A 14,755-nucleotide genomic window follows, 5' to 3' on the forward strand; every position below is an offset into this window, starting at 1 on the left:
TAGGGCCTGTTCAGCCTGCGGCGAGTTGGCGTGCCCCTTCAAGGTATCGCGACGTGACGTGCCTCTGCGCCGCCCTGGTCACCGGGCCACCGACGCGGTAGAACCAGTTGGCCGGCTTGCTGAAGGCCGTGATCTTCAGGAACACCCGACCGGTGGCGTCAATCTCCACCTCAAACGCTTCCTCACCCCGCGCCGGATGGCCGGGCAGTGTGCCGTAGCCGAAGCCCGCCGACTGCGGACCGTCACCAGGTACCGGCCGCCGCACCCACACCACTTCGCAGGGGGCGTTGATCCGGAAAGGCCCGACGCCGAATCCGCTCACCACGCGCGTTCCCGGCCGGACGACGTCGGACTCCGCCCGGACGCGCAGCCCCGACCGGCGCTGCAGCTCCCAGGTCAGGATTCCCTGCGCCACCCTGCGGTACAGCGCCGGCCCGTCGCCAAGATAGGCCTGGACCACTTGGCTGGGATACCCCTCCGGTGGACGCCCGTTCTCCGTGGCCCCGACACCCGGGTAATCGAGGCGGCCGCCGACCAGACGCTTTTCAGTCAACGGAGCCCTCCCGGGATGCAGACAGCCGCGCCCAGCCCAGCTGCTCCTGCTGCTTCCGGCTCAGGCTGGCCACCACCAGGTCGTAGGAGTCCTCCACCATGTCCCGGACCATGGAGTCAGGGAGGGCACCGTCGAGCCTCACACCGTTCCAGTGGGTCTTGTTCATGTGCCAGGCCCCGGTGATCCCGGGGTGGGCGGCGCGGAGCTGCTCGGCCAGCGCGGGCTCACATTTGAGGCTCACGGAAAAGTCGTCCGCATCCAGGGTGGACGAGGCGAACATCTTCGCCTCATGCCGGGTGCCGCCTACAGCCGCCCGCACCTTGAAAACCGAGGTCTCCGGTCCGAAGGGAAAATCTTCGTAGGCGCCGGGAAAAGAAAGGCAGATCTCCCTGAGCTCAGCTGGTTCCATCCTGTGAGCCTACAAAGCCGTTGGCGGCGGTGCTAGTCTGCGAAGATGTCACCTGACCAGGCCACCATCCCTGTTCTGGACCTGAGCACCGCGCGTCAGCCCTACGGTCCCTTCAGCCCGGAATTCATCGACCAGCTGCGGGACGCCGCCCACAACGTAGGTTTTTTCCAGATCACGGGATACGGTGCAGCGCCCGGCCAGGCCGAGGAGCTCCTGGGCCTCATCAAACGCTTCTTCGACTTGCCGCTTGAGGAGCGGATGAAGCTGGACAACCGGCTGTCACCCCACTTCCGCGGCTACACCCGGATGGGCACGGAAGTCACCCAGGGACGGGCGGACGCGCGCGAGCAGATCGATTATTCCCCCGAGCGCGACCCCATCCCGGACTACCCGGCGGACCAGCCGTACTGGCTGCTCCAGGGCCATAACCTGTGGCCTGACGAGTCCTTGCCCGAACTCAAAACCGCCGCCATGGCCTGGGCGGACCTGATGTCCTCAGTGGGCATGGAACTGCTCCGCGGCATCGCCGTTGCCCTGGGGCTGCCGGAGGACCACTTCGACGAGCCTTTCGGTGACCAACCGGCCTGGATGGGCAAGCTTGTGCACTACGTCGGAGGCGTGGTTGAGGAGGCCGGTGAGCAGGGTGTGGGATCGCACGCAGACTATGGCTTCGTCACCCTCCTGCTCCAGGACGAAGTGGGAGGGCTGGAGGTCCTGCCGCCAGGGGCGCGCGAGTGGGTGGAGGTGGACTACATTCCGGGAGCCCTGGTGGTGAATCTGGGAGAAATGCTGGAGGTGGCCACGGAAGGCTACCTGGCCGCCACCATCCACCGGGTCAAGGCGCCGCCGCCCGGCGTGGACCGCTACTCCGTACCTTTTTTCTGGTCCCCGAGGCTGGACGCCGTGATCGACCCCGTCCCCCTGCCGCCCGAACTCAAGGCACAGGCGCGGGGCATGTCGGACGATCCGTCCAATCCGATGCTCGCCTCATTCGGCATGAACATGCTCAAAGGCCGGATGCGGGCCCACCCGGACGTCACGGAGCGCCACTACCCGGAGCTCATGAAGGGCTGATTTCCGGGGCACAGCACCGTTCAGAGGTTGTATTTCCAGGCCTGCTGGGCGGGGCAAACGTTCATCACAACATCCAGGCCGGCAGCCTTTGCCCGTGCAACGGCATCCTCGTCTATGACGCCGAGCTGCAGCCACACCGCCTTGGCTCCAACAGCGATCGCCTGGTCCACCACGGCCCCGACCTTCTGCGAGTTCACAAAGCAGTCAACGACGTCGAGGGGATGCTTTTCCGCCGGAATCTCGGCCAGTGTCCGGTACCCGGTTTCGCCGTGGACAGCATCCCCCGGCAGGTTGACGGGGATGATTTCCATGCCCAGCCTGTCCCGGATGAACAGGGACGTATCGTAGGCAGCACGCCATTCATTGGTGGTCAGGCCGACGATGGCCCACCGCCCTTTGTTTCGCATAAGGCGCTCTAAAACGGCTGGATCGTTGACGTGGGCCATGATGCAAGACTACATCGCGAATCCTCCACCTCATCGCCGAATAATTGAATGATCCGGCATGGCCATTGCCGGGATGAACGAATATTACGCTCCCACAACGCGGCATTTGGCGTGGACCATGCGACTCAGCTGTAGTGGTAGTGACCATCCCGAGCGGCCGAGAGACCTGGATCTATGACGCCGCAGCATCCCTGGGCGACGCTTGCCGTCGTCAAGGCAGCAAAGTTAAGGCGACCATCCTTAATCAACTGCCAGGGTGCTACCGCCAGGATCGATGGAGCATACCCATGACCCCGGAGATTTATCCTGCCACGCCCTTTTTGACCCCGACTTCCACCCCGGGTACCGCCACCACGGCCTCTTCCGGCGTGCCAGCGGACTCCCCCCACACCACTTCGAACGCGACGGCGATCGGAGCAGGGCTGCGTGACGCGGCCGGCCCCGCCAATAGCCCATCGGGATGGTCCTCGACCGGGCTGCAGGACGTCGCTGTGCACGGCGAACCGTCCGGCGGGCCGGCCCGTCACAGCAGCACCACAACAGCCACCGCTCCGGTAGCCCAGCCGGCAATCCAGGACAACGTGGCTTTCTGGGAAGAGCAGGCCCTCCGCCTGGACTGGGCCCCAAACGCACAAAACCCTGACGGCAAACCCTGGCACACGGCGCACCGCCGCATCCCGGCCGACGCAGAAGCCGGAAAAGGCCCCGAGATCACCTGGTTTGAAGGCGGCAGGCTCAACGTCGCCTACAACTGCGTGGACCGCCACGTGGCCAACGGCCGCGGCAACAAGGTGGCCCTTTACTTCGAAGGCGAGCCCGGTGACCGCCGCACCATCACCTACGCGGAACTGCAGCGCGAAGTGTCCAAGGCGGCCAACGCCCTGCTGGACCTCGGCATCACCAAGGGCGACCGGGTGGTCATCTACCTCCCGGTCATCCCCGAAACCGTCATCATCACCCTCGCTGTGGCCCGCATCGGCGCCATCCACTCCCTGGTCTTCGGCGGGTTCTCCGCCGAGGCGCTGAAGTTCCGGGTGGAGGACACGGGGGCCAAGCTCCTGGTGACCACGGACGGCCAGTACCGCCGCGGCGTTGCCGTCCCGGTCAAGGACAACGCTGACGCGGCAGTCGCCGGTGAGAACGCGATCGAGCACGTGTTGGTGGTCAACCGCACCACGCCCGCCGACGAACTGGCAACCGTGCACATGGCCGAAGGCCGCGACGTATGGTGGCATGACGCCGTCGGGCGCGCCCCGGACGTCCACGAGGCGGAGGCGTTCGACGCCGAGACTCCCCTGTTCATCATGTACACCTCCGGGACCACCGGTAAGCCCAAGGGTCTGGTCCACACTTCCGGCGGTTACCTCACGCAGGCATCCTGGAGCTTCGAGCACCTGTTCAGCAATCCGGACCCTGCCCTGCGGGACGGCGACGTGCACTGGTGCACCGCTGACCTGGCCTGGGTCACGGCGCACACCTACGAGATCTACGGTCCGCTCTCCAACGGCGTGACCCAGGTGATCTTCGAGGGCACCCCCAACACCCCGCATCCGGGCCGGCACTTCGAGATCATCGAACGCTACGGCGTGACTCAGTACTACACCGCACCCACCCTGGTCCGCTCCCTCATGGGCTGGTTCCCGGACGGCGTGCCGGACACCTACGACCTCTCCTCCATCCGGATGCTGGGCACCGTGGGCGAGGCCGTGAATCCGGAAGCCTGGCGCTGGCTGCGCCGGAACGTGGGTGCCGGCACGGCTCCGGTGGTGGATACCTGGTGGCAGTCCGAGACGGGCGCCACCATCCTCTCTCCCGCCCCCACCGACACCGAGTTCAAACCGGGCTGCGCTGCCCGCCCGCTGCCGGGCGTCAGCACCAGGATCGTGGACGACGCCGGCAAGACAGTGCCGCCGGGCGTCCAGGGCTTCATCGTGGTTGACACCCCCGGGCCGGCTATTGCGCGGACCGTCTGGGGAAACCCGCGCCGCTACTACGACTCCTACTGGAGCAAGTACGTGGAACAGGGCTGGTTCCTGGCCGGCGACGGCGCCAAGTACGACGCCGACGGGGACATCTGGATCCTGGGCCGCGTGGACGACACCCTGAACGTCTCAGGCCACCTGCTGTCCACCATCGAGATCGAGTCGGCCCTGGTATCGCACCCTGACGTGGTGGAGGCCGGCGTCTGCCCGGTCGCGGACGCGAAGACCGGGCACGCGATCGTTGCGTTTGTGGTTCTTAAATCCGGCGTTTCCGGGGAAGTCGACGCAAAACTGCGCAACCACGTCGCGAAGGCGATCGGCCCCATCGCCAAGCCGCGCGACGTCGTCGTGGTCCAGGACGTGCCCAAAACCCGCAGCGGCAAGATCATGCGCCGGCTGCTGACCCAGCTCTTCGAGGGGACCGCCCTGGGCGATACCACCTCACTCCAGAACGAACCGGCGATCGCCGGCATCCAGGACGTCCTGCGCGAGCGGACCCTAGCAAAGGAAAATTCATGAATGACATCAGCAACGTTGCCCGTCTTTCCGAACCGCTCAAGTTCGCGTACTGGGTGCCGAACGTTTCCGGCGGCCTGGTGGTCTCCACCATCGAACAGCGCACCGGCTGGGACTTCGACTACAACAGGAAGCTCGCGCAGATCGCCGAGAACTCCGGCTTTGAATACGCGCTGACCCAGACCCGTTATGCCGCCTCCTACGGTGCGGACAAGCAGCACGAGGCCACCTCGTTCAGCCTCGCCCTGCTGGCCGCCACCGAGCGCCTCAAGGTCATCGCCGCCGTCCACCCGGGCATGTGGCACCCCGGCGTGCTGGCCAAGTTCATCATCACCGCGGACCACATCTCCAACGGCCGCGCCGCCGTGAACATCGTCTCCGGCTGGCTCAAGAACGAGTTCACCAACTTCGGCCTCGACTGGCTGGAACACGACGAACGCTACGTGCGCACCGAGGAATTCATCAAGGTCCTCCGCGGCCTCTGGACCGAGCAGGAGTACAGCCAGTCCGGCAAGTACTACAACATCACCGACTTCACCCTGAACCCGGCTCCAGTGGACGTTCCAGGCCGTGCACACCCGGAGATCTTCTTCGGCGGCAACTCGACGGCGGCCCAGGCCACCGCGGGCCGCGTGGCTGACTGGTACTTCTCCAACGGCAAGGACCTGGAAGGGTTCAAGGAGAACATCGCCGGCGTAGTCGCTTCCGCAGGAGAAAGCGGGCGGGAAACCAAGCGCGGCACCGAGGGCGCCCTGTCCGCCCCCAAATTCGGGCTCAACGGCTTCGTCATCGCCCGGGATTCCGAGAAGGAAGCCCGGGACACCCTCCGCGAAATCGTGGCGAAGGCGCACAAGCCCGCAGTCCAGGGCTTCCGCGACGCCGTCCAGGAAGCCGGCGCGTCCACCAAGGACGGCAAGGGCATGTGGGCCGACTCCAGCTTCGAGGACCTGGTCCAGTACAACGACGGCTTCAAGACCCAGCTGATCGGCACCCCGGAGCAGATCGCCGAGCGGATTGTGGCGTACAAGAAGATAGGCGTGAACCTGTTCCTCACCGGCTACCTGCACTTCCAGGAGGAAGTTGCGGCATTCGGTGCGGACATCCTGCCGATCGTCCGCGAGCTCGAAGCCGACCTCGCCCGCAAGCACGGCACCGAGCTGGACCTTTCCGGGACACCGGTTGCTTCCGTGGAGGTGGCTGCCTAATGGCTGACCGCACGTTTGGTTTCCGCACCCGCGCCCTGCACGCCGGCGGCACCCCCGACGCCGAGCACGGCGCCCGCGCGGTGCCGATCTACCAGACCACGTCCTTCGTGTTCAAGGACACCCAGGACGCCGCCAACCTGTTCGCACTGCAGAAGTACGGCAACATCTACTCCCGGATCGGCAACCCCACGGTCGCGGCGTTCGAAGAGCGCATCGCCTCCCTGGAGGGCGGCATCGGGGCGGTCGCGACGTCGTCGGGCATGGCGGCCGAATTCATCACTTTCGCGGCGCTGACGCAGTCCGGCGATCACATCGTCGCGGCATCCCAGCTCTATGGCGGAACGGTCACCCAGTTGGACGTGACCCTGCGCCGCTTCGGCGTGGACACCACCTTTGTTCCCGGTACCGACCCGGCGGACTACGCAGCGGCGGTCCGGGAGAACACCAAGGCGATCTTCGTCGAGGTGGTGGCCAACCCGTCCTCCGAGGTCCAGGACCTGGAGGGGCTGGCGAAGGTAGCGCGCGACGCCGGCATCCCCCTCGTGGTCGACGCCACCTTGAGCACGCCGTACCTCGTGCGGCCGATCGAGCACGGAGCCGACATTGTCATCCACTCCGCCACGAAGTTCCTGGGCGGCCACGGCACCACCCTCGGCGGCGTAATTGTGGAAAGTGGCCGGTTCGACTGGGGCAACGGGAAGTTCCCCACGATGACCGAACCCGTGGCCTCCTACGGCAATGTCTCCTGGTGGGGCAACTTCGGCGAGTACGGGTTCCTCACCAAACTCCGCTGCGAGCAGCTGCGCGACATCGGCCCCGCACTTAGCCCGCAGTCGGCTTTCCAGCTGCTGCAGGGCGTCGAAACGCTGCCCCAGCGCCTTGACGAACACCTCGAGAACGCCCAGGCCGTCGCGGAATGGCTTGAGGCGGACGAGCGCGTGGCTTACGTGAACTTCTCCGGCCTCCCCTCGCACCCGCATTTCGAGCGTGCCAAGAAGTACCTGCCCAAGGGGCCGGGCTCCGTGTTCTCCTTCGGCGTGAAGGGCGGCCGGGCGGCCGGGCAGAAGTTCATCGAAGCGCTGCAGCTCGCCTCGCACCTTGCCAACGTGGGTGATTCCCGAACTTTGGTGATCCACCCCGGATCCACCACGCACCAGCAGCTGAGCCCCGAGCAGCTTGAGTCCGCCGGGGTCCCCGAGGACCTGGTCCGCATCTCCGTGGGGCTTGAGGACATCGAGGACATCCTGTGGGATCTTGACCAGGCCCTGACCGAGGCCGCGGCGACCGGCACGGCCACCGCCGCGGGCGGCACGGCCACCGAACCCGCGGATTCCTGCACGATTGGAGCGAGCGCATGAGCACCACCGAACGCACCTGGACCGGACCGTCCGCGCCGGATCGCCTGAACCTGCTGCGGCAGGCCAAGTCGATCGCAATCGTGGGCGCCTCGGACAAACCGTCGCGGGCGAGCTACTTTGTGGCGACGTACCTGCAGTCCTCTACGAGCTACAAGGTCTATTTCGTGAACCCCGTAGTGAAGGAAATCCTTGGCCAGCCCACGTACGCGACCCTCGCGGACCTTCCGGAGAGCCCGGACATCGTGGATGTGTTCCGCAAGCACGATGATCTCCCGGGTGTCCTGGCCGAGACCATTGCCGCCGGTGCCAAGACGCTGTGGCTGCAGCTGGGATCGTGGCATGAGGAAGTGGCCGCGGACGCTGAAGCTGCCGGGCTCAACGTGGTGATGGACCGCTGTGTGAAGATCGAGCATGCCCGGTTCCATGGCGGCCTGCACCTGGCCGGCTTCGATACCGGCGTGATCTCCTCGAAGCGGCAACTGCTTTCCTGACAGAAGTTTCCCCGCTGACCACGTTCCCGGCGCACGTTCGCGCCCGGTGCGTTGTCAGCGGCTGAACTTGTTCAGCCAGATCTGGCCGGCGTCAGCTTTTCCGGCCGCGGTTTTTCCAGTTGTGGCAAGCAAGGTGGCAGCTTCCTCCACGGTAGAGGTGACGGGGCCGGACTTCCCTGCCTTGCCCTGACCGGCGGCAGCGTCAGAACCGGCTTTGCCTCCCGGTTCCCCGCCTTCCCCGGACTCTGCATCCTTCGCAGCAGTACCGCCCCCGTTGCCGCCCGCCGCATTGCCGGCTGAGCCGCCGTCGTTCGCTTTCGACGAGGAGCCGTCCGCTCCATTTCCTTTTCCGGCGGAACCGGAGTTGCCCTGCTGCCCCGTCCCGGCCTGGGACGCCCCGGCTCCCGGGTTCCCGGGCTGGGCGGCTCCAAGGCCGGAAGTGCCTGGCTGTTCCGCAGCGCCGTCCCCGACTGCCTGATCGCCATTTGTCTGGTCCCCGGGAGCCTGCAACTCCACAGGGAGGCCGGCGTCCGCCGGAACGGCAAGCGGAGCTGCCGCAATGGTCCAGGCGGGGCTCCAGTCAGCCAGCATCTGCTGGACGGAGCTGTTCGTGGACCCGTCCGGAACGGACCCGCTGGCAGCCACTCCGGTGACGCCCAATCCCATCCCGGCGATCACGGCAAGTCCCACCACGGAGCTCCGGTGGCGCCGGAGCAGGCGACGGTGGCCCAGCTCGTGGGCCGGGCCGGACAGGAGCATGGCTGCCAGTTCAGCACCGGGCTCGGGGACCGGCAGGGAGCGGAGGGAACCCAGTGAGAGCAGCGCGGCGCGAAGCCTGGCATCGGTCTCGCCGGCGTCGATCAGCATGTCGTCCACGGTCCGGACAAGGGAACGGGTAAGCAGCGGGCTGGGGGGCGAAGTCATGGCACCACATATTCCTTTACAGCGGACTCCTCGCGGAGTTTGACCAGGGCGCGGCGCTGCAGCTGCTTTACAGCACCGGTACTCTTCCCCATGACGTCCGCGACCTGTTCGACGGTCAGGCCGCCGACAAGGCGCAGGGACAAAACTTCCCGCTGATCGTCCGGCAACCCGTTGAGCAGGTCCAGGACCTCCTGCGGGGAAACCCGTTGGAGGACCTCAGCCTCAGCCGACGTGTCCTCACGCTGGTCCAGGTCCGGTTCGAACGAGAGCTCAACAGGCGTGCGGCGCTGCCGCCGGTGATCATCAACCATGCGGGCGTGGGCCACGGAAAAGACAAATGTGCGCAGCCCGGAAACCCCACCGGTGACCGTCTCAAGCCGCGGCAGGACGGCGAGGAAGACTTCCTGCATTACCGCCTCCGGATCTTCTACTCCGCGGGCTGTGAGGTAGCCCAGGACCTGTGACGCGTAGGTTCGGTACACGATGGTGAACAGCTCCGGATCGCGCGCGCGTACACGCAAAACGTCATCTGTCAGAGCATCGGTCACGGGACGCAGGGCTTTCGGTGAGGGGGACGGGGCTTGCCCCGCCAACTTTACCCTCCGGTAACCCTGCTGCAGGCCGCCACACGTGGCGGCCGGGGGACAAAAAGGCCGGCCTGGAACATGATGGGGGACAAGTTCCAGACCGGCTCTTCATAGGGGTAATCGCTGGCAAGGGCCGAAGGGTTACGCCGGGTCACAAAAAACTTTGAAATTCTTTTTTGGGCCTCAGGCGGGAGCCTGTGCTGCTCCGATCCAGCGCGGTGCAGGGGCCAGCCGCCGCGGCGCCTTGGCATGGTCGAAGGGGCGGAGCCTGGTCACCGGAACCCGCTGCTCGTCGCAGTTCGGCTGGACCGCAGCGGGAGCGTTTACCAGCTCCGGCTGGGCCGCGGCTCCGGAGGAAGGGGCCGGGCGTGAAAGGTCCGTGACCAGCCCCGTCCCGGCGCACTCCCGCACGGCCGCGATCCCGGCTGCCACCGCCGGCTTGTCAGCGAACGCCTCCGACACAGCCATCACGGTTCCGTCCGGCCCCATCAGCCTGAACCTGAACAGCGAATCGGCGTCCACAAAAACTTCAAACATCCCGGCCATGGCAAATCCTTCCGGTCTGCGGGGCCACCTTCCGGCGACGTCTTCGCCTCCGGCTTGCGTGGACGCGTTGCTGCGTCCGTCTCCCGCGGGTCTGGTCGAACGATCTGTTGATCAGTTCAGCGTGTGATTAAGAGTCTGGCCGCCGCTCCGGGAGCCTCACAAGACCGGCCGGGTAAACCCTGTGTAAATTGCGTACCACCGCCCGCAGACCCCGCCCTTGCCCGCCCAGGCCTGATCGGCAGAGCTGAGGCCGCCCTGGGACCCGCGACTTAACCAACGACGCCGGCGGGCCACCCTTTCAGGTGACCCGCCGGCGTCGTACGTGTGTGGACTTTAGTCCTTGATGAGGTCGTTGACCACGATGGTCTGGTCGCGGTCCGGACCGACGCCGATCGCGGAGAACCGCGTACCGGAAAGCTTCTCCAGGGCAAGCACGTAGTTCCGCGCGTTCTCCGGAAGGTCCTCCAGGGTGCGGGCGCCGGTGATGTCCTCTTTCCAGCCCTCGAAATACTCGAAGATGGGCACGGCGTGGTGGAATTCGGTCTGCGTCATGGGCATTTCGTCGTGCCGGACGCCGTCGACGTCGTAGGCAACGCACACCGGGATCTGCTCGATCCCGGTCAGGACGTCCAGCTTGGTGACGAAGTAGTCCGTGAAGCCGTTGACGCGGGAAGCGTGGCGGGCCAGGACGGCGTCGTACCAGCCGCAGCGGCGCGGGCGGCCGGTGTTGACGCCGAACTCACCGCCGGTCTTCTGCAGGTACATGCCCATCTCGTCGAACAGTTCCGTGGGGAACGGTCCGGCACCGACGCGGGTGGTGTAGGCCTTGATGATGCCGATCGAGCGGGAGATGCGGGTAGGGCCGATGCCCGAACCCACTGACGCGCCGCCCGCCGTCGGGTTCGAGGACGTGACAAACGGGTACGTCCCGTGGTCCACGTCCAGGAAGGTGGCCTGGCCGCCCTCCATGAGCACCACCTTGCCCTCGTCCAGCGCCTTGTTCAGGACAAAGGTGCTGTCGATGACCAGCGGGCGCAGGCGCTCGGCGAAGGAGAGGAAGTAGCTGACGATCTCCTCCACCTCGATGTCCCGGCGGTTGTAGACCTTGACCAGGAGTTCGTTCTTCTGGCGCAGCGAGCCTTCCACCTTCTGGCGGAGGATGGATTCGTCAAAGACGTCCTGGACGCGGATGCCCAGGCGGGCCACCTTGTCCATGTAGGCCGGGCCGATGCCGCGGCCGGTGGTGCCGATGGCGCGGCTGCCGAGGAAGCGCTCCGTGACCTTGTCCAGCACCTGGTGGTAAGGCGCCACCAGGTGGGCGTTGGCGGAAACACGCAGTTTGGACGTGTCCGCACCCCTGGCCTCCAGGCCATCGATTTCCTCGAACAGGGCCTCGAGGTTCACCACGCAGCCGTTTCCGATGATGGGAACCGCGTTGGGGCTGAGGATGCCGGCCGGAAGGAGCTTGAGCTCATACTTCTCACCGCCTACGACGACGGTATGCCCGGCATTGTTGCCGCCATTGGGCTTAACGACGTAGTCGACACGGCCACCCAAGAGGTCTGTGGCCTTGCCTTTTCCTTCGTCGCCCCACTGGGCTCCTACGATCACGATTGCTGGCATGGGATCCTCCCCCATTCGTTCGGGCCGCACTCCGGGTGCCCCATCCGCTTATTCGCGGGAGGGTCATCAAAGGCCGGCGCCGTTCATGAGAATGCCCCGAAGGCAACAGCCTGGCGGGAACGGTTAGGACGCCCTGCCACGCAAGAGTTCGGGGCTCTTACCACCCAAGTTTAGCCGACGCCGGGGTTTCTCCACTCGTTCGGCCTGGCGGGGTTCACACACGAAACAATCCGGCCCGGACTTGCCCGGGCCCTGCAGATGCCATTAAGTGAGAGTACCCATCCGGAGCGGCCGAGAGACCTGGATCGTTGACGCCGCAGCAACCGCGTTTGAGCAGGACAAACCTGCCGGCGCAGGTGCTACTGCCAGGACCGATGGAAAGGAAAATTCCCCATGTCGCTTAACACTGACCACATCCAGGTTACCCACGCAGGTTCCCTGCCCCGCACGCCGGAGCTGATCGCCGCCAACGCCGCGAAGGAGACCGAAGGCATTACCCCGGAATTCCTCGAACTGCTCGAGTCCTCGGTGGTGGACGTCGTCCAGCGGCAGAAAGACGTGGGGGTGGACATTCCCAACGACGGCGAATACGGGCACACCATGTCCACTTCAGTCGACTACGGCGCCTGGTGGAACTACTCGTTCGCGCGGCTCGGCGGCCTGGAACCCACAGATGTGGACCGGTGGAAGGACGCCACCGTGCACCGCTCGTCGCCGGGGCACATTGTGCTGACCTCGTTCCCGGACCGCCGCGATCGGCTGGCTTTCAACGACGCCTACACCGATCCATCCTCGGGCATCCTGGCGCACCGCAAGAGCGTTTCCCAGCCGAAGATCACCGGGCCCCTGACCTACACCGGCCAGGACCTGGTGAACTCCGATGTCACCAACCTGAAAAAAGGACTTGCCGCCGCAAGCCTCACCCAGGGTTTTGTGGCCTCCCTGTCCCCCGGCTCCTGTGCCCGCGTGGCCAACGAGTACTACAAGTCCGATGAGGAGCTGCTCTACGCCTGCGCTGACGTGATGCGGGAGGAATACAAGGCCATTATCGACGCCGGCCTGACAGTCCAGCTCGACGATCCTTCCCTCGCGGAAAGCTGGGACCAGATCAACCCGGAACCCACCCTGGAGGACTACCTCAAGTTCATCCAGCTGCGGGTCGAGGCCACCAACTGGGCCCTGCGTGACCTGCCCCAGGAACAGATCCGCCTCCACGTCTGCTGGGGTTCCTGGCACGGCCCGCACACCACGGACATCCCGTTCGGGGACATCGTCGGCTCGGTGCTGCAGGTCAACGCCGGTGCGTACTCCTTTGAGGCCGGCAACGTCCGCCACGAGCACGAATGGCGGGTCTGGGAGGAGACCAAGCTGCCCGAGGGCAAGGTCATCATCCCCGGCGTCGTGTCACATGCCACCAACGTGGTGGAGCACCCGGACCTCGTCGCGGACCGGATTGTCCGTTTCGCCGAGCTGGTGGGCAGGGAGCATGTCATCGCCTCCACCGACTGCGGCCTGGGCGGGCGCGTCCACCCGCAGATTGCGTGGGCCAAGCTGGAGGCGTTGGGCGAGGGCGCCCGCCGCGCCACCAAGCGTCTCTGGTAGTTTTTTCGATCCAGCTGCAGGGTCCGTCCTGTGCCTTCCGTCACGGGAAGGCCCGGGACGGGCCCTGCATTTTGCGGGGCTTGCTAAACTGATAGAGACCGACCAGGAATCGGTCCACAACACATTTCAAACCACCCCGGACTTGGCGTGCCCACCACGCGCCCATTTTCCGGATTGGCAGCAGCACCGATCCCCGCAGGAGACATTGCCCTTCATGACAGCCCTGGCACCCGAATCATTCCGCGAACAGCTCCTGAACCGCCGTTACGATCCAAATGTTGCCGCAGTCAACGAGCTGTGCGATTCACTGCAGAGCGTCAAGCCGCACACCCAGGTCCCCTACGTTGACCCGATGCACGACGTCGACGAGTGCCGCATCATCAGCCTTTTCTCCAACATCGGCGAGGCGGACCCGTCCGGCTTCATCACTGCGGGAGACGACGACGCCACCACCCGCATGCTCGGCATCCAGTGGAAGCTGGGCCTGCGCCCTGAGTGTGTGATGCCGTGGAACGTCCACCCCTGGCACACCGACGGAGAGCCCAACGGCAAGTTCACCCCGGACCAGATTGCCTCCGGCCTCAAGCCCCTGCTCAAGTTCCTTGCCCTGGTGCCGCGCGCCTCGGTGATCGTTGCCCATGGCACCGAAGCCAACCGCCTGGCCAACCTGCTCCTGAAGACCGAAGTGCCCATGATCTGGCGCCGCGGCCTGAAGACCTACAAGGTCCGCAGCCTCAGCGGCCGCGCCTTCGCCGGAACCCCCGCCCGGCAGGAGCAGTACCTCGAGGAAATGCGAGTCGCCTACGCCGACGCCATGGCCCGCACGGGACTGACGAAGGCCAGCTAGTCCCCACCCGCTCCTTCGCTTAACGACGGCGGCCGGTCACACCCTTCCACAAAAAGGTGACCGGCCGCCGTCGTACTTTAACAAGCAACGCGGGGTCACTTTCTCGCCCAAAAACGGTGGTTTATTGGGCGGAAAGTGACCCCGCGTTGGCTTGGGTGGTGCTTGTCAGGCTGCCGCCTCGATGGCCGCTTTTGCCGCCGGGTCCGAATCGTTCAGGAACTTCTCGATCCGCTCCGGCTCTTCCGCTTCACCGATAGCCGAAGAGGCCCGGCCCAGCGAATACAGCGCACGCAGGAAGCCGCGGTTGGGCTCGTGCTCCCACGGGATGGGACCGGTGCCGCGCCAGCCGTTGCGGCGCAGCGAGTCCAGGCCGCGGTGGTAGCCGACGCGGGAGTAGGCGTAGGAATCGATGACGCGGCCCTCGGCCCACGCCTCTTCCGCCAGCACGGCCCACAGGAGAGAGGACGTCGGGTTTTTGGCCACGAGATCCAGGGCCTCCTGGCCCGCTTCCAGCTGCTGGTAGACCTCGGTCTCGGCAGGCAGGAGCGTGGGCTCAGGGCCCATCAGGTTTCTGCGGAACTCGTCGGACATT

At 65.8% G+C, this 14,755-nt stretch carries 15 protein-coding genes and 1 riboswitch; of the genes, 7 read left to right on the top strand and 8 right to left on the bottom strand.

The features are described 5' to 3' along the window. Positions 1–10: 10 nt before the first annotated feature. Together ABIA70_RS12950 and ABIA70_RS12955 are read right to left on the bottom strand one after the other, a co-directional pair. Positions 11–553: a DUF1990 domain-containing protein gene (locus ABIA70_RS12950; RefSeq protein ID WP_354147967.1), complete on the bottom strand. Its 543-nt coding sequence runs from the start codon at positions 551–553 to the stop codon at positions 11–13. After that, positions 546–962 (bottom strand): MmcQ/YjbR family DNA-binding protein, encoded by a 417-nt coding sequence (locus ABIA70_RS12955; RefSeq protein ID WP_354147968.1) that lies wholly within the window; start codon positions 960–962, stop codon positions 546–548. The genes ABIA70_RS12950 and ABIA70_RS12955 overlap by 8 nt, the downstream gene beginning before the upstream one ends. Before the next feature lie 45 nt (positions 963–1,007). Between ABIA70_RS12955 and ABIA70_RS12960 the strand changes: the two genes are divergently transcribed. Further along, the gene (locus ABIA70_RS12960) at positions 1,008–2,036 is read left to right on the top strand and encodes an isopenicillin N synthase family dioxygenase (RefSeq protein ID WP_354147969.1); all 1,029 of its coding nucleotides are present in this window, start codon (positions 1,008–1,010) and stop codon (positions 2,034–2,036) included. Positions 2,037–2,056: 20 nt separating this feature from the next. On the opposite strand, the gene ABIA70_RS12965 is transcribed toward ABIA70_RS12960, so the two are convergent. After that, positions 2,057–2,482 carry a CoA-binding protein gene (locus ABIA70_RS12965; protein ID WP_354147970.1) on the bottom strand — a complete coding sequence of 142 codons (426 nt, stop codon included), beginning with the start codon at positions 2,480–2,482 and terminating at the stop codon, positions 2,057–2,059. Between the two features lie 287 nt (positions 2,483–2,769). On the opposite strand from ABIA70_RS12965, the gene acs reads away from it, so the two are divergent. From acs to ABIA70_RS12985, 4 genes are read left to right on the top strand one after another with little or no spacing between them, the layout of a single operon-like run. Further along, a complete protein-coding gene (acs, locus tag ABIA70_RS12970) occupies positions 2,770–4,983 on the top strand; it encodes an acetate--CoA ligase (protein ID WP_354147971.1) in 2,214 nt (737 codons plus the stop codon). Continuing rightward, on the top strand, positions 4,980–6,185 hold the full coding sequence (gene sfnG / locus ABIA70_RS12975; protein WP_354147972.1) for a dimethylsulfone monooxygenase SfnG: 1,206 nt from the start codon (positions 4,980–4,982) through the stop codon (positions 6,183–6,185). Before acs ends, sfnG begins: the two co-directional genes overlap by 4 nt. Then, on the top strand, positions 6,185–7,543 hold the full coding sequence (locus ABIA70_RS12980) for an O-acetylhomoserine aminocarboxypropyltransferase/cysteine synthase family protein (protein WP_354147973.1): 1,359 nt from the start codon (positions 6,185–6,187) through the stop codon (positions 7,541–7,543). Before sfnG ends, ABIA70_RS12980 begins: the two co-directional genes overlap by 1 nt. Beyond that, a complete protein-coding gene (locus ABIA70_RS12985) occupies positions 7,540–8,034 on the top strand; it encodes a CoA-binding protein (RefSeq protein WP_354147974.1) in 495 nt (164 codons plus the stop codon). Before ABIA70_RS12980 ends, ABIA70_RS12985 begins: the two co-directional genes overlap by 4 nt. Positions 8,035–8,088: 54 nt before the next feature. On the opposite strand, the gene ABIA70_RS12990 is transcribed toward ABIA70_RS12985, so the two are convergent. The 4 genes from ABIA70_RS12990 to ABIA70_RS13005 form a co-directional block, all read right to left on the bottom strand. Further along, complete coding sequence (locus ABIA70_RS12990; protein WP_354147975.1) at positions 8,089–8,958, bottom strand: hypothetical protein; 870 nt, start codon at positions 8,956–8,958, stop codon at positions 8,089–8,091. Beyond that, complete coding sequence (locus ABIA70_RS12995; RefSeq protein ID WP_354147976.1) at positions 8,955–9,506, bottom strand: RNA polymerase sigma factor; 552 nt, start codon at positions 9,504–9,506, stop codon at positions 8,955–8,957. Before ABIA70_RS12995 ends, ABIA70_RS12990 begins: the two co-directional genes overlap by 4 nt. Before the next feature lie 222 nt (positions 9,507–9,728). Then, entirely contained in the window at positions 9,729–10,091 is a 363-nt protein-coding gene (locus ABIA70_RS13000; protein ID WP_354147977.1) for a YegP family protein, read from the bottom strand. A gap of 333 nt (positions 10,092–10,424) precedes the next feature. Then, positions 10,425–11,714 carry an adenylosuccinate synthase gene (locus ABIA70_RS13005; protein ID WP_354147978.1) on the bottom strand — a complete coding sequence of 430 codons (1,290 nt, stop codon included), beginning with the start codon at positions 11,712–11,714 and terminating at the stop codon, positions 10,425–10,427. A gap of 275 nt (positions 11,715–11,989) precedes the next feature. After that, a riboswitch (SAM riboswitch) is annotated at positions 11,990–12,095 on the top strand. Positions 12,096–12,107: 12 nt separating this feature from the next. Between ABIA70_RS13005 and ABIA70_RS13010 the strand changes: the two genes are divergently transcribed. Together ABIA70_RS13010 and ABIA70_RS13015 are read left to right on the top strand one after the other, a co-directional pair. Further along, complete coding sequence (locus tag ABIA70_RS13010; RefSeq protein WP_354147979.1) at positions 12,108–13,316, top strand: cobalamin-independent methionine synthase II family protein; 1,209 nt, start codon at positions 12,108–12,110, stop codon at positions 13,314–13,316. A 214-nt stretch (positions 13,317–13,530) separates the two neighbouring features. Further along, positions 13,531–14,163: a uracil-DNA glycosylase family protein gene (locus ABIA70_RS13015; protein WP_354147980.1), complete on the top strand. Its 633-nt coding sequence runs from the start codon at positions 13,531–13,533 to the stop codon at positions 14,161–14,163. Positions 14,164–14,328: 165 nt separating this feature from the next. On the opposite strand, the gene ABIA70_RS13020 is transcribed toward ABIA70_RS13015, so the two are convergent. Then, complete coding sequence (locus ABIA70_RS13020; RefSeq protein WP_354147981.1) at positions 14,329–14,754, bottom strand: DUF3151 domain-containing protein; 426 nt, start codon at positions 14,752–14,754, stop codon at positions 14,329–14,331. Between the last annotated feature and the right edge of the window lies 1 nt (position 14,755).

The organism is Arthrobacter sp. 754 (assembly GCF_040548695.1).
Classification (GTDB): Bacteria; Actinomycetota; Actinomycetes; order Actinomycetales; family Micrococcaceae; genus Arthrobacter.